The organism is Chryseobacterium foetidum (genome assembly GCF_025457425.1).
Taxonomy (GTDB): Bacteria; Bacteroidota; Bacteroidia; order Flavobacteriales; family Weeksellaceae; genus Chryseobacterium; species Chryseobacterium foetidum.
Genome location: NZ_JAMXIA010000001.1, coordinates 2,941,727 through 2,963,117 on the forward strand (window position 1 = coordinate 2,941,727; position 21,391 = coordinate 2,963,117).

A 21,391-nucleotide genomic window follows, 5' to 3' on the forward strand; every position below is an offset into this window, starting at 1 on the left:
AAAATTAAAACACATTTAAACAAATAAACTATAAAAATATGAATACACCTTTGATTGTTGGGATTGTTGTCACCGTGGTGGCGTCTCTCGGATTGATTTTCTGGATTTTATCGATGTATAAAAAAACCGTTCAGGGAATCGTAATTTTAAGGACAGGTTATGGAGGAACCAAGGTTTTCTTCAACGCAGGAATTGTAATTCCGGTCATCCACAGAATGGAATCGATGGATATTTCAGTGAAAAAACTGGAAATCGCCAGAGAAGGCCGTGCCGGACTGATCTGTAAAGACAATATGAGAGCCGATATTCAGGTGGCTTTCTTTATCAGAGTCAATAAATCGGCGGATGACATTGTGAATGTCGGTCAGACGATTGGTTGCCAGAGAGCTTCTGATATCAATACGTTGAGAGAATTATTTGAGGCTAAATTTTCTGAAGCTTTGAAAACGGTTGGTAAAAAGTTTGAATTTATCGAACTCTACGAAGCAAGAAGCGAATTCCGTCAGGAAATTCTTCATATTATCGGAACAGATTTGAACGGTTATGTTTTGGATGACTGTGCGATTGATTATCTGGAGCAGACTAAAATTGAAAATTTAGATAAAGACAATATTTTAGATTCTGAAGGTATTAAAAAGATTACCGAATTAACAGCAACTCAAAATATTAAAGCCAATCAGGTTCGCAGAGATGAGGAGAAAACCATCACCAAACAGAATGTAGAAGCCCGTGAAGCAATTTTAGAACTGGAAAAACAATTAGCTGAAAAAGAAGAATCTCAAAAAAGAGAAGTGGCTAATATCAAAGCGCGTGAAAATGCTGAAATATTGAAAGTTGATGAAGAAGAGCGTCTGAAATATGAAACCGTTCGTATCGCAACAGAAGAAAAGCTTCAGATTGCTGAAGAAAACAAGCAAAGACAGGTCGTGATCGCTTCCAAAAATAAAGAACGCGCCGATTTGGTGGAAACAGAAAGAGTACAGAAAGATAAAATGCTTGAAGCAACTGAAAGAGAAAGAATTGTTTCTCTGGCTCAGATTGAAAAAGAAAAGGCCATCGAACTGGAAAAGAAAAATATTCAGGATGCAATCCGTGAGCGTTTGACGATGGAGAAAACCGTAGTTGAAGAGCAGCAGACCATCAAGGATTTGGAAGCCTTCAAAACGGCTGACAGAACCAAGCAGGTTGAAATTACTCTGGCAACTCAGGAAGCGGAAAAGAAATTAATTCAGGAAACGAGAGCGGCAGAATCAAGAAAATTATCTGCTGAAAAAGATGCTCAGAAATACGTCATCGAAGCTCAGGCAAAAAGAGATGCTGCAGAAAAAGAAGCGGAAGCCCGTAAAATTATTGCTGATGCAAAAGCCAAAGAAGAAGCGACGGTAGGATTATCTGAAGCTCAGGTTCTACATGCAAAAGCCGATGCTGCCGAAAGGCAGGGAATCGTTGAGTCAATCGTTATTGAGAAAAAAGCAGAAGCGGAAAGAAAAGAAGGTATCGCACAAGCAGAAGTTATCAGGGAGAAAGCATTTGCAGAAGCTGCCGGAATTACAGAAAAAGCGGAAGCAATGAAAAAACTGAACGATGCCGGAAAAGATCATGAAGAGTTCAGACTGACTTTAGCGAAAGAAAAAGAAGTGGAATTGGCTCACATTTCAATTCAGAAAGCTATCGCACAGGCACAAGCCGGAGTTTTGGCGGAAGCGTTCAAGTCTGCAAAAATTGATATCGTAGGTGGAGATAATACATTCTTTGATAATGTGGTTCGTCAGGTTTCTGCAGGAAAAGGTTTGGATAAATTCATCAGCCACAGCGAAAACGCAACTTTGGTCAAAGAAAATCTTTTGGGAGACGGCGAAAATATCATCGGAAAAGTAATGGGAATGGTTGATAAATACAATATTTCTTCTGAAGACATCAAAAACATGAGCATCGCAAGCCTGATTTTCAAACTGAATGGAGTTGCCGACCAGCAGGAAAAAGGTCTTCTCGCAAGAGCAATGGACATGGCGAAAAATCTGGGTATCGAACAAAAACCAATCAGATAAAATTATTTTGAACTCACCGGAAAGTCCCAAAGCGGCGATTTAGCAAAGGATAGGATATAATCCTATCAAATAAATATTGTTTTTTTTCGAATGAATTTTTAACTGAATTATATTGTAAAACTCTCATTGTGTAATTTTTCAATGATGTTTTGAGAGTTTTTTTGAGTCTGTTCAATTATTGTAAATCAAAATTTTAATGGAATTTTTACTCAGACTCTAAAGGGCGAAAAATACCATTAAAATTAAGCAAAATTACTCCCTTTAGGGTCGGGGAAATAATTTTGATTAATTTTTAGATAGGCTCTTTATTTTAAAATAAATTTAGATTTGCAAAAAAAAAAAATCAATAGGAACGGGCTTTAGCCCGTTTAATAAAAAGTCAATTCATTCGGCTTTAGCCAAAACTTAAATTAAAGTTTTAAATTAAGACCTCGCTAAGTGTGAACACCTTTTCGAACGAAAAATACAGACAATATTTTCAAAAATATAACAGAATGATGGTACATCAAACACCCATCATCCATCACCAAACATCAAAAACCTATGTCAGAAAAATTAAATTCAGGGACATACGAAATAATTCAAAGCCGTCTGAATGAGCAGAAAAACGACCTCATTCAAAGGCTTCAGAAGCTGAACGAAAACCGTAAAGAGATTTTCGGCGGAGTTGATTTTTCACTCATCGCCAACGAAAGAATTTCTACGGAGCACAACTGCGTTGCCAAAGATATTTTTTCACTGAAAAACACGTTGATTTTCGGATCAAATGCGCATTTGGGTTTACAGAGCGAAATCAATATTACGGATGTTTTTTCGATTTATACGATTAATAACGACCGCTTTGAACCCCGCGATTCATCACTGATTAATGATGAAATTTTCGTTGAAGAATTTAAAAATCTCTATAAATATTACAGAAATACATTCTTTGCACGCTTTCATTTTACAGAAAACTATCTGTACATGGTTTTTCAGTTGTCTGAAAGTCCGTCAGATATCAAAGCCTTTAAATGGTTGATTAAAGATGGTGAACTTACCTACGTCGATTCCAGAAGCGCTTCGGAGGTAACATATCCGCCGCAGCATGGTTTTGCATGGACGAAAGCCACCCGAGATATGCAGCGAAGCGGGAAATTTCCGCACGTTTCTCTGGCGGATAAAGTTTTTGTGGAATCAATCGGTGGAGATTTAACCATAAAAATTGAAGACAATACCGACACCGGAAAAGGAATTTATTCTGAAGACGTCATTCACAAAGATCAGAATCTCGATGATGCTGAAATTCACTTCTGCGACCTTGATAATTTGGTTTTATTTAAAATCAAACCTTATCAAGAAGCAGAAAGATATTTCATTTACAATCACAAAGAAAAAATCGTTTCCCGTGTCGATACCTTGAAGCATTCGGCAGTTTTGCTTCCGGAAAATCAGGGTGTTTTGTTCTCGAACGGCTACGCTTTGCAGACGGGAGGTTTAAAGGTGATTTCTCAGGATGTCAACCGGCTTCATTATCTTAAAACGATTCAGGAGCCGAACGGTGAAAATTTCATGTACGTTTTTTACGATGATAAAACCAATAATTATCAGCTGATTTCCTACAATATCATCACACAAACCATCGAAACACCGATTCGTTGTAGTGGGTATTCAATTTTAAATGATGGAAAACTTATTTATTTAAGGGAAAGCGTAGAAACGACGAAACATCATCTAGCTCAGATCTGGCAAACACCTTATGCGAAAGAATTACTGCCGAATACGGAGAAGTCAGACACGCTGATTTATAAAATCGGGAACAAAGATATCGTTCGTGTGATGGCAGAAAGTCAGGAATTGATCACCTTGCTGAACAAAGAAGATTCCTACAGCGGATTGTATGATGATATTGTCAAACTTTCCACGACGATTTTAGATGCGTATTATTTCCTCGGCGATGATGAGGTTGAAAATCTGGATCAGCCTTTAAAGGAAATCAGAAGCATTGCTCATTCGGCGATTAATGAGTTTGAAAAAGTAGTCGAGCAGAAAAAAAATACCGCTGAAGCCGTTGAGAAAATCAAAATTTCCTGCGAAAAAATTCTGGATGATACGAAAAGAATTCACTATTCTGAACTGACGGAATACATCGACATGCTTTCACAAATCAGAGCGTTGCGTGGTGAAATTACTGGTGCAAGAGATCTGAAATACGTGGATTTAAAAACTCTTGATGCTCTAGATCAGTCGTTGGCTGCGAGATCAGAAGAACTTTCCAATGCCTGTGTGAATTTTCTGTTGCAGGAAAATTCTCTGTCGCCTTACGAAATCAGAGCGCAGTCCATTTCTGAAAATATTATCAATTTGCAGAAGGCGATTGATGCTAAAACCATTGAAGAAGAAATCACCAATTTATCTTCACAGCTCGAGCTTTTGGTGGATATCGTCAACAATTTAAAAATTGAAGACACTTCGCAATCTACTCAGATTATTGAAAATATTTCGGTGATTTTTGCAAGATTAAATCAGGAGCGTTTAGAATTATCAAAAAGGAAAAGAGAAATTTCCGGTAAAGAACTTTCTGCTGATTTTCAGGCTCAGATGACGTTGTTTGATCAGTCGGTGATTAATTTTCTTGAGCTTTCTCAGACTCCCGAAAAATGCGATGAATATTTAACCAAACTTTCCATTCAGCTGGAAGAAATGGAAACGAAATTCATTGATTTTGATGAGTTTAACCAAAAAATTGGTGAAAAAAGAGAAGAGGCCTACGGTCATTTTCAAAACAAAAGAGTTCAGCTTACGGAATCGCGCAACAAAAGAACACAGAATTTATATGATTCCGCAAAAAGGATTTTGCAGTCCGTAAAAACAAAAACCGAATCTTTCGATGCTGAAAATGAGATCAACGGCTATTTTGCGACCGATTTAATGATAGAAAAAGTCCGTGATATTTCCCGACAGCTGATGGAAATGGAAGATTCTGCGAAGGCGGAAGAAATTCAGACTTTGCTGAAAACTTCGCAGCAGGAAGCAGTCCGAAAACTTAAGGATAAAAAAGAAATTTACGCAGACGGCGACAATGTAATTGCTCTGGGTGATTATAAATTTGCGGTCAACCGTCAGAAATTAGATCTCACCCTAGTTCTTAGAAATGCCCAGTATTATTATCATTTAACCGGAACCGGATTTTACGAACCTTTGAATTTTGAAGCAATTTCTGAGTACAAAGACGTCTGGAATCAGGAATATATTTCAGAGAATTCAAATGTAAAAAGATTCGAATATTTAGCTTGGAATATTTTTTCAAAAAATAAAAACATCAACACTGAAGAGCAAAACCGAAATGCCATCCAGCAGTTTATGACGGAACATTTTGGCGAAGGTTTGGTAAAAGGAATTCATGATGAAGATGCGCTGACAATTGTTTCAAAACTTCAGCAGATGCACAATGAATTGGGATTGATGCAGTTTACGCCTTCAGAAAGAGCGTTGGCGCAACTGTTCTGGCACTTTTTGAATAATGAAAGAAAAGAATATTATCAGAAACAGTTTGAAGCAGCCAATTTAATTTCAAAATCTTTCGTCACCGATAAGGGTTTTCAATATCTCAACGAAGAACTTTCAAATGAAATAAAATTGTTTGCCCAAACCCATCATCTTTTTGCTGAGGTTAATGATTTTAATGCTGCTGTTTATTTAAAAAGAGAAAATAAATCAGCGTTTGTGGTTTCCGAAAAGGCGGCTTTGCTGTACGAATCATTTTTAAAAAATCTAAAAGAAAAAGGAAAAGATCTTGAATTTATCGATCAGCTGAATGCGATAAAAAACTATCCTTCAGCCTGCTTCTCCATTGCTGAAAGTGCTTTGAATGCGTTCTTAATAAACTCAGAACTGACTTTTGAAGATGATATTAAAAAAGAAACTGCTGTGTTTTTTGTCACCCAACAATTCAATGCTGAAAATATTCTGCATGTCACGTATGAAGCGGATTTAAAAGGTTTGAAATCATTAGAAAAAGATTTGGATTATGATCTAAATTATTATGAATTTAATTCCCGTTTATCTGATTTCAATGAAGTTGTTGTTCCGAAATATAAGCAGTTGCAGGAGTTGAAAGCAAAATGGGTGAATGATAAAAAGAAAAGTCTGAAAATTGATACGTTCAAATCTCAGGTTTTGAGTTCTTTTGTAAGAAATAAATTGATCAGCGATGTCTATTTCCCTTTGATCGGAGCAAATTTAGCCAAACAATTGGGGACAGTCGGAAACGACAAACGAACCGACAGAATGGGGATGTTACTTCTCGTTTCACCGCCGGGCTACGGAAAAACAACCTTGATGGAATACATGGCAGACCGAATGGGATTGGTTTTCATGAAAATCAACGGTCCGTCAATCGGTCACGATATTGTTTCCACTGATCCGAATGAAGCTAAAAATGCGGGAGCAAAACAGGAACTGGAAAAACTTAATTTAGCTCTGGAAATGGGTGATAATGTGATGTTGTATCTGGATGATATTCAGCATTGTAATCCTGAATTTTTACAGAAATTTATCTCTTTAGCCGACGGGCAAAGGAAAATCGAAGGAATTTATAATGGGGAAAGCAAAACCTATGATTTAAGATCAAAACGTTTCTGCCTCGTTATGGCTGGAAATCCGTACACGGAAAGTGGGGAGAAATTTAAGATTCCGGATATGTTGGCGAACCGTTCTGATACGTATAATTTAGGTGAAATTTCAGGGAGTAAAACAGAATTGTTTGATTTGAGTTTAATTGAAAATGCCTTAATGTCTAACGATTATCTCACGCGACTGACCAATCAGGGAATGGAAAATCTCTACAGTTTATACAAAAGTATCCAAACCAATTCTCCGAATGTGGATCTGGCTGGAAACTTCAGCTCCAATGAAATTTCCGATTTCAGAAAAGTGTTGGAAAATACGTTGAGAGTGCGTAATATTGTTTTAAAAGTCAACAAACAATACATCGCTTCTGCCGCAATGGCTGACGATTACAGAAACGAACCGTCTTTCAAACTTCAGGGTTCTTACCGGAATATGAATAAGCTGATTTCACAGATTCAACCCATTTTAAAAGAAGAGGAAGTCACGCAGATTGTTCTGAATCATTACCAAAACGAGTCTCAGACGCTGACAACCGGAGCAGAATCGAATATGCTGAAACTGAAAGAGCTGATGAATCTGATTTCTGAAGATGAAAAATTGCGTTGGGAAGACATCAAAAAAACCTTCGTCAAAAATAAAATGATCAAAGGCTTGGGAGAAAATGATCGAATGACGCAGATTGTGGCTTTGCTGGCGCAGTTCAGTGAAGGTTTGGATGGGATTAAAGATGTGCTGAAGCGGGATTAAATTTTAAAAACTGGAAAATGAAGACCACAAATTTCTGTGGTCTTTTTCGTGCAATAAACAGATTTTAAAATCATTAAAATTCATTTCCAAGTGCCTATCTTTGCCGGAAATATTTGAAGAAATCCATTTTTCGGTGAAGTAAATATTTAATGATTAAATCAAGTTTGCAACTGCCTGAAATGCATTTTTTTAAAATCTTATCCCCTTATAATTCTGACCAGATTCAATGAGAAATACAGTCCGACTTTTTGATTTTTCAAAAAAAATAAACTATAAAAATGAGATTCTTGCCGGCTTCACAGTCGCCATGACGATGATTCCCGAGTCGCTTTCGTTTGCGATTCTGGCAGGACTTTCTCCGCTGATCGGTCTTTACGCCGCATTTATGATGGGACTGGTAACAGCTGTTTTAGGCGGTCGCCCCGGAATGGTTTCCGGTGGAGCAGGAGCAACAATAGTTGTTTTAATAGCACTTATCAAATCCCACGGTGTGGAATATCTTTTTGCGACTGTAGTTCTGGCGGGTATTTTTCAGTTGATGGTAGGCGTTTTCAAGCTTGGAAAATTTGTAAGACTCATTCCGCAACCGGTGATGTATGGTTTTCTGAATGGCTTGGCGGTCATTATTTTTATGGCGCAGGTTGAACAGTTTAAATTTACCGATGCAAACGGAACCGTAAACTGGCTGCAAGGCTCAGCTCTGTACATTATGGCTGGCTTAACCGCTTTGACGATTGCGATTGTTTACTTCTTTCCTAAAATCACAAAAGCGGTTCCCGCGTCTTTGGTTGCAATAATTGTGGTTTTTGCGGTTGTTTTAGGATTTGATATCAATACCAAAACGGTCGCAGATATTGCGAATATCAGCGGAAATCTTCCTGTTTTTCATATTCCTGCAATTCCTTTCTCCCTTGAAACCCTGCAGATTATTTTTCCTTATGCCATGATTATGGCAGGTGTTGGCTTGATTGAATCGCTCCTGACGCTGTCAATGGTCGATGAAATTACCGATTCTAAAGGCAGTGCCAACAAAGAATCTGTTGCTCAGGGTCTGGCCAATATCACCAACGGTTTTTTCGGTGGAATGGGCGGTTGTGCAATGGTTGCCCAAACTTTGGTAAACCTGAATGCAGGTTCCAGAGCAAGATTGTCGGGGATTTTTGCATCGATTACCATTCTTATCATAATTTTGGTAGGTGCTCCTTTTATAGAAAAAATTCCGATGGCAGCGCTGGTTGGCGTGATGATGATGGTTGCGATTTCCACATTTCAGTGGGTTTCCATACGGATTGTCAACAAAATGCCGAAGTCTGATATTTTTGTTGGAATTACTGTTGCTTTAATCACTGTTTTGCTTCATAATTTGGCTTTGGCTGTGTTGGTCGGAGTCATTATTGCTGCTTTGGTTTTTGCATGGGACAATGCCAAAAGAATCAGGGCCAGACAGTACACCGACGAAAATGGAATTAAGAACTATGAAATTACCGGACCATTGTTTTTTGGTTCTGTGACAGCATTTACCGATCAGTTTGATCCGAAAAATGATCCCGATGAGGTGGTGGTAGATTTTAAAGAAAGCAGAATCGTAGACATGAGCGCCATTGACGCATTGGACAAATTGTCTAAGAAATACAGTCAGCTGAATAAAAAGCTGGTTTTAAAGCACCTCAGTGAAGACTGCCGTAAAATGCTGGAAAATGCTGAGGTTGTTATTGCTGTGGATGTTGAGAAAGATCCGACGTATAAGGTGATGGCAGGGAAGCTGTAGGTAAGATAGAGATGGGAGTCTGAAGTCTGAAGAGGGGAGATGGGAAATGGGAGATGGAGGTCTGAAGTTTGAAGATGGGAGATGGGAGATGGAAGTTGGAAAAGGGATTTTGGAAAACCATCCGGCGTTACACCGGAATGGTTGTTTTAGTCTAAAGGACATAATTTTACTTTTTTAGAAATTTTGTCGTTGAAAGTCCTTCAATATCAAGGAAGTACGATCCTTTCGTTAATGCTGAAATATTGATCGTTTTTGAATCATCCAGCTCTCCTGATATTACGGTTCTTCCGTTTACATCATGTATTTTGTAAGCGTTTTTCCCTTTGAGCGGAATGTTGACGTACAAAACATCATCAGCAGGATTAGGCGCGATGCTCAAATTTGATTTTGTAACTTTTGCTTCTGCGGTTGCTAAATTGCTGCTGTAAATCTGTGAAATTTCTGTAGAAGTCAGCACACGGTTCCAGATTCCCACGTCGTCGATAGCTGCGGCAATATTTCCGCCTCCAATTGCTCTTCCAATATAAAAAGGCATTGCCGCAGATGTAGAATTGCTGTAAGTATTGGTTGAGGTCGCCACTAATGCTCCGTTCTTATAAAGCTGCATGGTCTGGGCGTTATAGACGGCAACATAGTGTTCCCAGGCTGTTGTAGAGTAATTTGGTCCGTTTGCCCATGTCCAGGATTCACCCTGTTTGTTGGTTCCGAAGATGGTTTTGGTTGTATCACATTGCAACAACCAGATGAAGTTTCCGCCTGTGTTTGAACCGCTCATCATGGCAACGCCATCTGAATTGCCGTTCTTCTTCATCCAAAATGAAATAGAGAAATTTCCGCTTTGCGCAAAGTTGTAGGAGAGGGATGACTTAGTCAGATGAGACGTAGATCCATTAAACAGGTAAGCTGAATTTGCAGTTCCGTTTCTGTCCGCAGTCAGGGTCGCTCCGTTCACGGTCAGGTCATTGGAATTGCCACTGGAATCGATTGCATTACCGCTGAAATTCCACCACGCAACGAGGCCGTTCGTTGGAACGTAAGCTGGGATTTGAGCATTTGTAAATAGAGAAAACAGAACTGATGAGAGAAGAAAGATTCTTTTCATAGATATTAATTTTTAATGGTTTCTCAAATATACTTATAAAATTTATATAAATATCATTCATATGGGATAATTTATGAGTATTTATTTAATTATGGGTGTTAATTTTGTTTTTGTTGTGTTAAAATTTTAAATATGTTGCGTTTTATGAATTTGGATTCATTTTCAAATTTATTAGTTCTGCCTTCGAGTTTTCAAAAAAATAAAGTTGATGTATGAACCATATCTTAAATAATCTTAAAATGAATTAAGATTGAAAGAAAAATTTTATCTTTGAGTTTAAAATAAGACACAAAATAATGATAAAAGAATTTTATAACTAAAAATCTTTTTCAATAAAGCTAAAAACAATTTAACTTAAATCACTTTGAAAACAGATATTGATATTCTGAACCATGATCATTTTTCTTTTGATCTGTGGCTTACCCTGATTAAATCTCATCCCGAATTTAAAGCCAAAAGAGTTGAGCTCTTTGCTTCTTTTTTTGAAGTGGAAAAACCCGTTGATGAGGTTGCGAAAGTTGTAAAATATTACGATGATCTTTGCAATACCATCAATGAAGTAATTGGCGGAAATGTAGATACTTTTGAGATTTATCTGTTGATTTTAAATTCGCTTAAAGTCGATGTGAAGCAATTGAGTAAAGATGTTTTAAACGAATTCTATCAGAAAAGTGAAAACTTGTTTTTAGAGTATAAACCGGTTGTGATTTTCGAAAATTTACATCAGTTTTTTAATGAAATTAAAAATCAGGGAAAGACGATTAATATTCTGAGCAACACAGGTTTCATCAAAGGAAAAACAATGAGAAAGTTTTTGATTGAAGAAAACCTTGATCAGTACATTGATTTTCATATTTACTCTGATGAACTGAAAATTTCCAAACCTAATCCACTCGTTTTTCAGGAAGTGAGAAATTTAGTTAAAAACCCTGATCTTTTGTCGGAAAAAATCCTGCATATCGGCGATAATCCTGTTGCTGATTACAAAGGTGCCCTCGATTTCGGATTCAGTGCGCACCTGCTCAAACCCAAAATATAGTCATGAACAAACGCTACAGTTTACACAAAATAAATTCTGCTTCAGAATTCAGTTTTTCGCCGGCAGAGTACAGTTATTTCAAATATGGTGATAAATTTTTTGCAGAGAAATTTGCAAAAGAGCTTTTCGCCGGATTCATTGCTGAACATCAGGACATTTTAGATACAGACAAAGAAATTGTTGTTTTGCCAAGTCCCTACATGGCCATACCGACGGCTTCTAACTTTCTGTGTTTCTATTTCAAAAAACATCTTGATTTTTATCTGTTCCAAAAGGGAAAAAAATCAAGTATTATTTCGAAAATCAACAGAAATCATACTTATACAACCGATTACGGAACGCTCAGTTTTGAAGACCGTAAAAATCTGATTGCCAACGATACGTATTATCTTGATAAAGATTTTTTAAGAGGTAAACTCTGTATTTTTATTGATGATATTAAAATAACGGGAAGTCATGAGTTTACGGTAAATAAAATTCTCGATCAGTACTCAGTAAACGCCGATTTTCTCTTCATGTACTACGCAGAACTGACGAATTTTGAGATCGATCCGAAGATTGAGAACTATTTTAATTATTACACCGTAAAAGACGTTCAGGACGTTGTAGAGGTGATGTCTAAAGACAGTTTTCAGTACAATACCAGAATTGTAAAATATATTTTAGGCTTAGATTCAAGTAATTTTGATTATCTTACGTCTAAAATTAAAAAACAGCATCTGGACGACCTGATTGAGCTTGCAATAAGCAACAATTATCATTTATTAAAAGAATTTGAAAATAATATAAACACTTTAACACAAACAGAAATCTACTATGGCAATTAACTTACAGAAAGGACAGAGAGAAAACATTAACGCACCTAAATTCACGATTGGTTTAGGATGGGATACCAACAATACTTCAACCGGTGGAGCTTTCGATTTAGATGCTTCTTTATTTTTATTGAATGACAGCAAAAAACTGGTTTCAGACAGTCATTTTATTTTTTACAACAATCTTGAATCTCCGGATAAATCAGTAATTCACTCAGGTGATAATTTAACTGGTGACGGCGATGGTGATGACGAGCAGATTAAAATTGATTTAACGAAAATTGACGATGCAGTAAAAGAAATTACTGTTGTGGTAACGATTCACGAGGCAGACGAGAGAAGACAGAATTTCGGACAGGTAAGAAACTCTTTCATTAGAATTTTCAACACAGATACCAACGAAGAGATTTTAAAGTATGAATTAGACGAAGATTTCTCAATCGAAACCGCAGTGGAATTCGGAAGAATCTACAACAGAAACGGAGAATGGAAATTTGAAGCGGTAGGAAGCGGCCAAAGAGAAGGCCTGAATAAATTTGTATCAATGTATCAATAATCAGTTATGGACAATCAAAATACAGATCCGCTAGGGTCAATTGAACCATTAAAAACATTTGATCCGACACCACTTCAGCCCGCACAGCCAGCGCAAAGTTCGGCTCCGGCAGTGTTGGTGGACAGAGACGGAAATGTCAACTTAAATCAGATTCAGGAAGCTGACCGTAAGAAATATGAACTGATGGCGAATTCCATCGATGAAACCAATCCTGGTTCAATCGTGAATTTTGGTTCAGAATTACAGAAAACGTTAGCGAATCAGAGTGACAGTTTCTTAGGAAATGTCAGAAGATCAAATTCAGGTGAAGTAGGAGAGTTGATCAATAATTTATTGATTGAATTAAATTACGTTGATGTTGATGAAATCAATAACGGTGGTGTGAAAGGCTTCCTGAGCAGACTTCCTTTCATGAAAAAGGTAATGAATCAGATGGATAATCTTTTTGCCAAATACGACAAGATCACAGGAAATATCGATCAGATTTCTCATAAAGTCAATGCAGGAATCATCACTTCTACGAAAGATAATGCAGTTTTGCAGACCATTTTCGACAGCAATGTCAACTCAATTAAAGCCATTGAAGAACTGGTGATCGCAGGAAACCTGAGAATGGAAAAAGCAGCCGGAGAATTGGCCGACATGGAAAATAATGTCCAGAATTTTGCTGATTATCAAATTGCTGATAAAAGAGATTTTATCAACAGGTTAGACAGAAGATTGGCTGATTTGAAAGTCGTTCGTTTGATTATGATGCAGTCGCTTCCGCAAATCAGACTGGTGCAGAATAACAATGTTTCTATTGCTGAAAAAGCACAGACGATTTTAACGACGACTTTACCGGTTTGGAAAAATCAGCTTTCATTAGCCGTTGCGATGCACAGACAGCAGCAGAATATTGAAGTCCAGCAGAAAGTTTCGTCTACAACAGAGGAAATTTTGAGAAAAAATGCTGAGCGTTTGGGTCAAAATTCAATCAATGTGGCAAGAGCCAACGAACAGACTATTGTTTCTGCTGAAACATTGAAAGAAACAACTGCAAAACTAATCAGTACTTTGAATGAGGTAAAACAAATTCAAAAACAGGGAACGGAAAGCAGAAGAAAACTGGATCAGGATCTACAGACTTTAGAATCAGAATTAAAAGCTAATATCAGAGGGTAAAAACAGTTTAAGGCGTGAATGAAGAGGTTGCAAACATAATGTCTCAGAGTACAAGAAGATTAACAAGGCTTAAACTTCTCTCTAATTTTTTTGAAAATGTTGATATCATTGCAATCTACATCAAAACCGACATTATTCATCAGCTTTTTGACAACAACAGGACGCTGGAATATAACAAACTGGAACTTTTTCATCTTCAGTATACCGACAGTCTGATTGAACTTTTAACCAAGATCAAGAAGAAAAAGGAAAACGATTTGCTGGCTGTGATCAACGAAATCAACATCAACAAACGGTATATTTCCAACTTTGAAGAGAAGAAAACCGACAGTTTTGAAATGGACAGAAAAATCTACAGCGGAGTTTTTTCTGAACATCTGAAAAATCTGTATAATGAATTGATCGAGGAAAAAAACACGCTGAACTGGAACAAGGTTTTGTATTTCCACAAGAAATACGGAAGCGAATTTTACCGTACAAAAGCAGATGAAGACAAGCTGAAACCTCAGTCTGCACCATTCTACCAGTATCAGGATTACTGTATTGAAAGAAAGCTTTTAGGTAAACTGAATATTCAGAATTTTAAGGTTCGGTTTGTCTGCGGATATAAACTGGAAAGGAATGAATATGAACTGTTCAGGATTTTTCAGAGTGATGAATATTTCATTTTTAATGTAGACGAAAAAAAACTGTATCTCATTGATGATGAATTGACTTCACTAGATATTTCCGAGAATGTATCCAATCAAAGTTCCATCATCAGCCAGCTCACCGAGAAAAACGATGAACTGACCGAAACAATGGAAATGAGAAGAAAAACCATTCCTGAAGATGTGCAGTCTGTTTTGAAAGATTATCTGCGAAACCTTGAAAGCATCGATATTATGAGCAAAATTTTCAATGTCAACGAAGAGACCAATATTCTTCGGGCGATGTTGAATTTAAATTTAAATAATTGATTTAAAGTAAAAAGTAAAGAGTAAAAAGTAAAAAGTAAATAGTGAAAAATTTACAATAATTGCCGAATTGAAATTCACAACTGACAATTCACAATTCACAATTCACATTTTCACTTCTTCAAAAATATAACTAAAACAAACAAAAAATAATGGCAATTAACTTACAAAAAGGTCAGAGAATTAACCTTACAAAAGAAAACGGGACAACGCTGTCGCAGGCTTGTGTCGGGATCAACTGGGGCGCAATCGAGAAGAAAAGTTTCTTCGGTGGTGTTTCAAAAGAAGCAGTAGACTTGGACGGAAGCTGCATTTTATATGACTCAAACAAAAATGCTACTGAAGTAATTTATTTTGGAAATTTAAAATCGAAAAACGGTTCTGTAAAACACAGCGGCGATGATTTAACAGGTGATGTAAACGGCGATGACGGTTTGGATAATGAGGTAATCACTGTTGATTTTGCCAATTTGGATTCCAGTGTTGAGCATGTAGCTTTGGTTTTAAACAGCTACAAAGGTCAGGATTTCGGAACAATTCCTTTTGCGTCAATACGTATTTATGAAGGAACTCCGACGAATGTGAGAGAAGTTTTTGCGAAATATGACATTGCCAATGACAAATCTTTCAACGGTCACGTTGCGATGGTGATGGGCGTTTTTTACAGAAGAAACAACGAATGGAAATTCAATGCCATCGGAGATCCTACCAGCGATAAAAAACTGGAGCAGACGATTGAAACGGTAAAACAGAAATACCTGTAAAAACATTTAACAAATTGTCTGAAATAAATAATTTTAGGCTCATGAATTAAGCAATACCTGTATCTTTACAGCTATTGCTTTTATCATATAATAACAAAAAAATAGTGGAACAACACAACATTTTAGATCTTCACCCAGGCCTGGTGTGGGGATTTGCGGTAACAGTCGTTATCATGCTGCTCCTGGATTTGGGAGTTTTCAACAAAAAAAGTCATGAAGTATCTTCTAAGGAGGCAACCATCTGGTCAGTCGTTTGGATTTCACTTTCGATGATTTTTTCCGGCGTTGTGTATTGGGTTTTCAATACCGACGGCTCGGCGACAAGTCATGCTGTTGCGGTAGAGAAGTTTACGCAATATCAGGCTGCGTACTGGATTGAGAAAGCACTGTCTGTAGATAATTTATTTGTATTTATCCTCGTTTTCGGCTTCTTTAAAGTTCCAAAATTCCTTCATCACAAAGTTTTGTTCTGGGGAATCATCGGAGCTTTGATTTTCAGGGCGATCTTCATTTTTGCCGGAGTTGAGTTGATTGATTTAACCTATTTACCGGAAATGAATATTTTTGGTCATGCAGTAAGAATCAACGTTGTGATGACGCTTTTCGGACTGTTCCTGATCTATGCAGGAATTAAATCCTGGGGCGACGGCGGCGATGACGATGACGAAGATTACAGCAATACTGCCGGAGCAAAACTGATTAAAAGGTTCTGGAAAGTTTCTGATAATTATGTTGGTGACAAGTTTTTTACAGTACAGAATGGAATCAGAATGGCCACTCCGCTTTTGGTTGTGGTAGCTGTAATTGAGTTTACCGACGTATTGTTTGCGGTGGATTCTATTCCCGCGATTTTTGCAATTTCAAATGACCCTTTTATCCTTTATACATCGAATATTTTTGCGATTTTGGGATTAAGATCACTGTATTTTCTACTGGCGAATTTCATTCACATGTTCAGCAAATTGCCTTATGGTTTGGCAATTATTTTAGCCTTCATTGGTGTAAAAATGCTGATTGCACCGTGGTATCACATCTCATCACCTGTTTCATTGGGAATCGTAGGTGGTGTCTTAGTCATCTCGGTTTTACTTTCAATTATTTTCCCCGATAAAAAGGAAGACGAAAAGGAAACATTAGAATAATAAATAATGAAAGGCTTTACAATGTGTAGAGCCTTTTTTTATGTACTCAAACCTTCAAGGTTTCCAAAACCCTGAAGATTTTTTATGCAAAATTTTTCAGGAAAATAGTTTGTTTTTCAGCGATCACCCATCTCCCATCTCCCATCTTCCATCATCCATCATCCATCTTCCCTCACCAAACTCACCTATATTTCAAAAGCTTATTAATTTTCTTCCTCGTCTGCAGCGACACTTTATACGCCTCATCCCTCAATTTCTGAATTTTACCAACGGGCTGAAAGATTGCAGCACTTTCAAACGGATTAAATGACAGAAGTTCCTGCTCACAAATGTTGGGGTTAAGAACCGAATTTTTTTCAAATTTAATTTGACCTAAAAGAATATCCGTAGAGTTTTTCCAATGTACATTCAGCTTATTGACAGGTTGATTTTTGAGGTCGTAACATATCTGAATGAAAACATCGGCAGTATAATCAAGGTCTTTAAAATAGGTTCGGATCTTTTTTCTGTTACTCACTTTCTTTATAAATTTCGTCGGAACGTTTAAGGGAACTATTTTTATTTTGACAATTTTTTCGTCTAATCTGTAGGCTCCAACTGAGTAAAATTCATGAGAAAGAATAAAATTATTTCTCTTTTTTATAAATTTAAAAACTTCAGAAATAAAATCTCCATTAAAACATGATGGTAAAATCTTGTACAAACTGGTGAGAAGCGGAAAAAAAGTTCTGATTTTTTTTAAATAAAACCTGTTGATATTGGTGAATAATTTCAGAGAAACTGACGGAGAATTAACCGGAAACAAAGGAAAATTGACCAATGGATAATTAGCAATCGTACGTCCTGCGTCATCTTTAATCTTGAAAGCAAAACCATAAGCCGGAATCTGTTTCTGCTTTTTACTTATTTTCATATTGGCATTGGAAACCCTTGCAATAATGTCAAATTGGTCTTTATCAAAAAGATATTTAATGTCCGGACAAAGATCAGGATTGATTTCCAAAACACCATGCAATACAGAATGCGTCTTTGCATGAGCATTTCTCGTCGCAAAATTTAAATCGCTGATTTCCGGTGAGCTTTCAACGAAATCTGCAATGCTCTGTTTGGCTTCATCAAGCAGTATTTTTTCGTCGTAAGACAGCTTGTCGAAGTTCCTGTTGTATTTCAAGGGATTTAACATAATTTGAAAAGTCAAGTATAACGCCAAGTTTTTAATTCTACGTTACGAGAATATTAAACGTTTTTTAATGTTTGGTATGCTGTAAACAGAAGCGTTGAGAAGCAGTTTTTTTAAAAAAAATATCCTGACCTAAAAATCCCTCTCTCCAAAGATCTAACCCACTAACCCACTAATCCACTAACCCATTAAAACTCTCAAACTCTCAAACTCTCAAACCCTCAAATTCCCAAACCCCCACTTCCCGCCAAATCCCTATCTTTGCAAAAAAAAAATATTATGGGAGTAGCAGATATGTTATTTAAGCGTAAAAAAGAACAGGCAGCAAAAAACCTGAAAGACGGTCAGGAATACATGGCTGAATACGGAAAAAGAGAAAGTGTTGTGGAATTGCCAAGCGGTTTGCAGTACGAAATCATCACGGAAGGAGACGGTGAAAAACCAGGCCCAAGATCAACTGTAAAATGCCATTACCACGGTACAACCATTACCGGAAAAGTATTCGACAGCTCTGTAAAAAGAGGAACTCCTGCATCATTTCCTTTGAATAAAGTGATTAAAGGCTGGACAGAAGCTTTGCAGTTAATGCCTGTTGGCAGCAAGTGGAGATTAATTCTTCCTCCGCATCTAGCTTACGGCGAGCAGGAAATCAGCAAAGAAATCGGACCGAATTCTACTTTGATTTTTGAAGTTGAGTTATTGGATATCAAGTAAATTCAGCTCACATATTAAATTAAAATTACCTGTTTTTCGGGTAATTTTTTGTTTAAATAAATAGTTTGAATCAGTAAATTTGTTCTCGTAAAGTTTAAGCAATGTCGGCATTAAAAAGAATCAGGGAAGAACAAAATCTCACTCAGGAAGAATTGGCAGAAAAATCCGGACTTTCGGTGAGAACCATCCAAAGAGTTGAAGCAGGAACTGAACCAAAAGGATATACCCTGAAAACCCTCACTGCAACTCTTAATATCTCTGAAAAAGACTTATCAGATGCTGATAATTTCAGCAGTGAAGCAGAGATCATAATCGAAAGTGGAGAACCTGGTTTACAGACAGAAAAAGTTGAAACTTTCAATTCCACAATAATTAAAATCATCAATCTTTCTTCTCTACCTTTTGCATGGTTTCCGGTTGTTAATTTTTTGCCGCCTTTGCTGTTGATGATATTCACAAAAGAGAAAACACTCATCGTGAAACAAATCATTTCGCTTCAGATATTTTTAGCTGTAATCTGTCCTATTATTTTTCTCATCATTGCCTTCCTGAAACTCGGTTCGGGATCTGTAATGCTCACCATGTGTGGATTGACCCTCACAAATGTCTTCATTATTTTAAGGAATACTTACGAAATTGACAGGAAACAAAAGCTTCGTTATTGCCTGAATTTCAATATTATATAAATTCTTTCAGCCGATTGTCGGGTTTTTGTCGGGTTGTTTTTTTGAATTTTAACTGATAAATTCAGAATCTTTGTCAAAAATTTATTCATGACAAGACAGTTTTTCCTCGGCATCATAATTCTCTTTATTTTCTTTGGGAATCTTAAAGCTCAAATCAGTAAAAATTCACCATTATTTTTAGAATTAAAAAAACAGGACAGCCTCTTTTTTGAGCGTGGTTTTAACCAGTGCGATATGGTTTTTTTGGATAAAAATGTGGATGAGAATTTAAAGTTCTATCATGATAACGGCGGTTTTCAAAATAAGAAACTGTTTATGGAAAGAACCAGACAGAATATCTGCGGAAACTCTAACCAAAAGCCCATCAGGAAAGTGATTGAAAGCAGTCTTGAAGTTTTTGCTCTATATAACGAAGGTAAGCTGTATGGTGCAATTCAAACCGGAGAACATCAGTTTTATATCCGTGAAAAAAGTAGGGCAGATCTGTTGGGCGGTCAGGCAAAGTTTACCACAGTTTGGACAAAAAAAGAAGGAAAATGGCTGATGAGCGACGTTTTAAGTTATGATCATGGCGATGCAAATAAAAGAGAACTTACAGACGGTTTAGAAAAGTTATTAAAAGACAATAAAATTCCCACTTTGGGATTGGGTGTGATTGAAGATGGAAAATTAACAGAAATCAAAGTTTACGGAACGCTCGACGGAAAAACCAGAGCTCCTTACAACAGCCTTTTTAATGTAGCTTCTTTAACAAAACCTGTAACTGCAATGACTGTTTTAAGTTTGGTGAGTTCAGGAAAATGGAACCTTGATGAAACCCTTGAAAAATATTGGATTGATCCGGAGATTGCAAATGATCCGAGGTACAGAAAATTAACCACGAGAATGATTTTGAGCCATCAAACAGGGTTCCCGAATTGGCGCTGGATGAATAATGACAAAAAACTCAATTTTGAATTCGAACCGGGAACGAAATATCAGTATTCAGGTGAAGGTTATGAATATTTGCGAAAAGCCATTGAGAAAAAATTCAACAAAAGTCTGGAAGAATTAGCGGGAGAACTTATTTTTAAACCATTGAATATGAACGATACCAGCTATATTTGGAATGAGAAAAAGCAAGCCGGAAAAACTGTAATTGGTTACGACAATAACGGAAAATCCTATGAAACTGTAAAAAATAATACTGCCAGTGCAGCAGATGATTTAACGACTTCTGTAGAAGATTACAGTAAATTTTTAATTGCGGTGATGAATAATAGTTTGCTCTCAAAGTCTGTTTTTGAAGAAATGAAAACAAAGCAGATTAAAACGAAATAAAATAAATTTTTCGGACTGGGTTTCGAAATTTATGATTTGGGAAATGATGAAATAGCACTTTCGCATGGAGGTTCAGATCAGGGTGTTAATACCATTTTTATTATGCTGCCAAAGACAAAACAGGGATTGGTAATTTTTACTAACGTGGATAATGGAAATCGTATTTATGAGCCAGTCATTAATAGCTATTTGGGAAATATCGGGAAGAAAATTGTTGAGATTGAAACCAAATAATGTTAATTCAAAGTTGATCAAGTCAGAATTTAAATTGTAATAAAATATGTTACATTAAAAAATTTCCTATCTTTGCAGTAGAATTATGAGCAATACAAGATTTGCAACTGCGATACACATCATGACTCTTCTGGCAAAATGTCCGGAAGAATGGCTTACGTCTGACTGGATTGCAGGAAGTATCAACATCAATCCTGTGATTGTTCGTAAGGAATTGGGAATCCTGAGAGATTCAAATCTTGTGATCAGCAGACAAGGGAAAATAGGAGGGAGCCAGATTGCCTCAGACCCTGCAAAAATTAAAATTTCAGATATTTATAAAGCCATAAAAAACTCTGAGGTTTTGGGCAAAAAAAATCAGAATCCAAATCCTGTCTGTCCTATAGGAAAATGTATCAATGAAAATTTAAAGAATTTATTTGTGGAAACAGATCAGCTTGTTGTTGACTTTTTAGGAAACAAAAACCTGAAAGAATTTGCTGATCAGTTCAAATAAAATTTTTTTGACTATAAATGTAATAAAAAACATTACAATTCAAACAGAGGAA

Annotated in this window: 16 protein-coding genes; 14 read left to right on the top strand and 2 right to left on the bottom strand. The window is 36.7% G+C overall.

The features are described 5' to 3' along the window. Positions 1–38 precede the first annotated feature (38 nt). The 3 genes from NG809_RS13705 to NG809_RS13715 all read left to right on the top strand — a co-directional run bounded on the left by NG809_RS13705 (position 39) and on the right by NG809_RS13715 (position 9,171). Entirely contained in the window at positions 39–2,048 is a 2,010-nt protein-coding gene (locus NG809_RS13705; RefSeq protein WP_262151528.1) for a flotillin family protein, read from the top strand. A gap of 543 nt (positions 2,049–2,591) precedes the next feature. Further along, on the top strand, positions 2,592–7,403 hold the full coding sequence (locus tag NG809_RS13710) for a DNA repair ATPase (protein WP_262151530.1): 4,812 nt from the start codon (positions 2,592–2,594) through the stop codon (positions 7,401–7,403). A 226-nt stretch (positions 7,404–7,629) separates the two neighbouring features. Continuing rightward, a complete protein-coding gene (locus NG809_RS13715; protein WP_262151532.1) occupies positions 7,630–9,171 on the top strand; it encodes a SulP family inorganic anion transporter in 1,542 nt (513 codons plus the stop codon). A 166-nt stretch (positions 9,172–9,337) separates the two neighbouring features. Here NG809_RS13715 and NG809_RS13720 read toward each other — a convergent pair whose 3' ends face one another. Then, positions 9,338–10,273 (bottom strand): LamG-like jellyroll fold domain-containing protein, encoded by a 936-nt coding sequence (locus tag NG809_RS13720; protein ID WP_262151534.1) that lies wholly within the window; start codon positions 10,271–10,273, stop codon positions 9,338–9,340. Between the two features lie 364 nt (positions 10,274–10,637). Here NG809_RS13720 and NG809_RS13725 point away from each other — a divergent pair, with 364 nt between their 5' ends. From NG809_RS13725 to NG809_RS13755, 7 genes are all read left to right on the top strand, one after another. Continuing rightward, complete coding sequence (locus NG809_RS13725) at positions 10,638–11,312, top strand: HAD family hydrolase (protein ID WP_262151536.1); 675 nt, start codon at positions 10,638–10,640, stop codon at positions 11,310–11,312. Positions 11,313–11,314: 2 nt separating this feature from the next. Continuing rightward, positions 11,315–12,139, top strand: a complete 825-nt coding sequence (locus NG809_RS13730; protein WP_262151537.1) for a phosphoribosyltransferase family protein — start codon at positions 11,315–11,317, stop codon at positions 12,137–12,139. Continuing rightward, positions 12,129–12,683, top strand: coding sequence for a TerD family protein (locus NG809_RS13735; protein WP_262151539.1), 555 nt, complete (start codon positions 12,129–12,131; stop codon positions 12,681–12,683). Before NG809_RS13730 ends, NG809_RS13735 begins: the two co-directional genes overlap by 11 nt. A 6-nt stretch (positions 12,684–12,689) precedes the next feature. Next, positions 12,690–13,847, top strand: a complete 1,158-nt coding sequence (locus tag NG809_RS13740) for a toxic anion resistance protein (RefSeq protein WP_262151541.1) — start codon at positions 12,690–12,692, stop codon at positions 13,845–13,847. 38 nt (positions 13,848–13,885) lie between these two features. Then, positions 13,886–14,806, top strand: coding sequence for a hypothetical protein (locus tag NG809_RS13745; RefSeq protein ID WP_262151543.1), 921 nt, complete (start codon positions 13,886–13,888; stop codon positions 14,804–14,806). 149 nt (positions 14,807–14,955) lie between these two features. Beyond that, positions 14,956–15,567: a TerD family protein gene (locus NG809_RS13750; RefSeq protein ID WP_262151545.1), complete on the top strand. Its 612-nt coding sequence runs from the start codon at positions 14,956–14,958 to the stop codon at positions 15,565–15,567. A 104-nt stretch (positions 15,568–15,671) separates the two neighbouring features. After that, entirely contained in the window at positions 15,672–16,709 is a 1,038-nt protein-coding gene (locus NG809_RS13755; protein WP_262151547.1) for a TerC/Alx family metal homeostasis membrane protein, read from the top strand. Between the two features lie 181 nt (positions 16,710–16,890). Here the strand turns inward: NG809_RS13755 and NG809_RS13760 are convergent, their stop codons facing one another. Beyond that, the gene (locus NG809_RS13760) at positions 16,891–17,892 is read right to left on the bottom strand and encodes a catalase family protein (RefSeq protein ID WP_262151549.1); all 1,002 of its coding nucleotides are present in this window, start codon (positions 17,890–17,892) and stop codon (positions 16,891–16,893) included. A gap of 276 nt (positions 17,893–18,168) precedes the next feature. Here NG809_RS13760 and NG809_RS13765 point away from each other — a divergent pair, with 276 nt between their 5' ends. The 4 genes from NG809_RS13765 to NG809_RS13780 all read left to right on the top strand — a co-directional run bounded on the left by NG809_RS13765 (position 18,169) and on the right by NG809_RS13780 (position 21,339). Further along, on the top strand, positions 18,169–18,603 hold the full coding sequence (locus NG809_RS13765) for an FKBP-type peptidyl-prolyl cis-trans isomerase (RefSeq protein WP_262151551.1): 435 nt from the start codon (positions 18,169–18,171) through the stop codon (positions 18,601–18,603). Between the two features lie 101 nt (positions 18,604–18,704). Next, positions 18,705–19,289, top strand: a complete 585-nt coding sequence (locus tag NG809_RS13770) for a helix-turn-helix domain-containing protein (protein ID WP_262151553.1) — start codon at positions 18,705–18,707, stop codon at positions 19,287–19,289. Positions 19,290–19,376: 87 nt separating this feature from the next. After that, a complete protein-coding gene (locus NG809_RS13775; RefSeq protein ID WP_262151555.1) occupies positions 19,377–20,609 on the top strand; it encodes a class A beta-lactamase-related serine hydrolase in 1,233 nt (410 codons plus the stop codon). 319 nt (positions 20,610–20,928) lie between these two features. Further along, entirely contained in the window at positions 20,929–21,339 is a 411-nt protein-coding gene (locus NG809_RS13780) for an Rrf2 family transcriptional regulator (protein ID WP_262151558.1), read from the top strand. The last annotated feature ends 52 nt before the right edge of the window (positions 21,340–21,391 follow it).

Bases quoted from the DNA above. Each gene is read 5' to 3' on its own strand.
- NG809_RS13705 (WP_262151528.1), top strand. From the start codon at position 39: ATGAATACACCTTTGATTGTTGGGATTGTTGTCACCGTGGTGGCGTCT.
- NG809_RS13710 (WP_262151530.1), top strand. From the start codon at position 2,592: ATGTCAGAAAAATTAAATTCAGGGACATACGAAATAATTCAAAGCCGT.
- NG809_RS13715 (WP_262151532.1), top strand. From the start codon at position 7,630: ATGAGAAATACAGTCCGACTTTTTGATTTTTCAAAAAAAATAAACTAT.
- NG809_RS13720 (WP_262151534.1), bottom strand. From the start codon at position 10,273: ATGAAAAGAATCTTTCTTCTCTCATCAGTTCTGTTTTCTCTATTTACA.
- NG809_RS13730 (WP_262151537.1), top strand. From the start codon at position 11,315: ATGAACAAACGCTACAGTTTACACAAAATAAATTCTGCTTCAGAATTC.
- NG809_RS13735 (WP_262151539.1), top strand. From the start codon at position 12,129: ATGGCAATTAACTTACAGAAAGGACAGAGAGAAAACATTAACGCACCT.
- NG809_RS13740 (WP_262151541.1), top strand. From the start codon at position 12,690: ATGGACAATCAAAATACAGATCCGCTAGGGTCAATTGAACCATTAAAA.
- NG809_RS13745 (WP_262151543.1), top strand. From the start codon at position 13,886: ATGTCTCAGAGTACAAGAAGATTAACAAGGCTTAAACTTCTCTCTAAT.
- NG809_RS13750 (WP_262151545.1), top strand. From the start codon at position 14,956: ATGGCAATTAACTTACAAAAAGGTCAGAGAATTAACCTTACAAAAGAA.
- NG809_RS13760 (WP_262151549.1), bottom strand. From the start codon at position 17,892: ATGTTAAATCCCTTGAAATACAACAGGAACTTCGACAAGCTGTCTTAC.
- NG809_RS13765 (WP_262151551.1), top strand. From the start codon at position 18,169: ATGGGAGTAGCAGATATGTTATTTAAGCGTAAAAAAGAACAGGCAGCA.
- NG809_RS13770 (WP_262151553.1), top strand. From the start codon at position 18,705: ATGTCGGCATTAAAAAGAATCAGGGAAGAACAAAATCTCACTCAGGAA.
- NG809_RS13775 (WP_262151555.1), top strand. From the start codon at position 19,377: ATGACAAGACAGTTTTTCCTCGGCATCATAATTCTCTTTATTTTCTTT.
- NG809_RS13780 (WP_262151558.1), top strand. From the start codon at position 20,929: ATGAGCAATACAAGATTTGCAACTGCGATACACATCATGACTCTTCTG.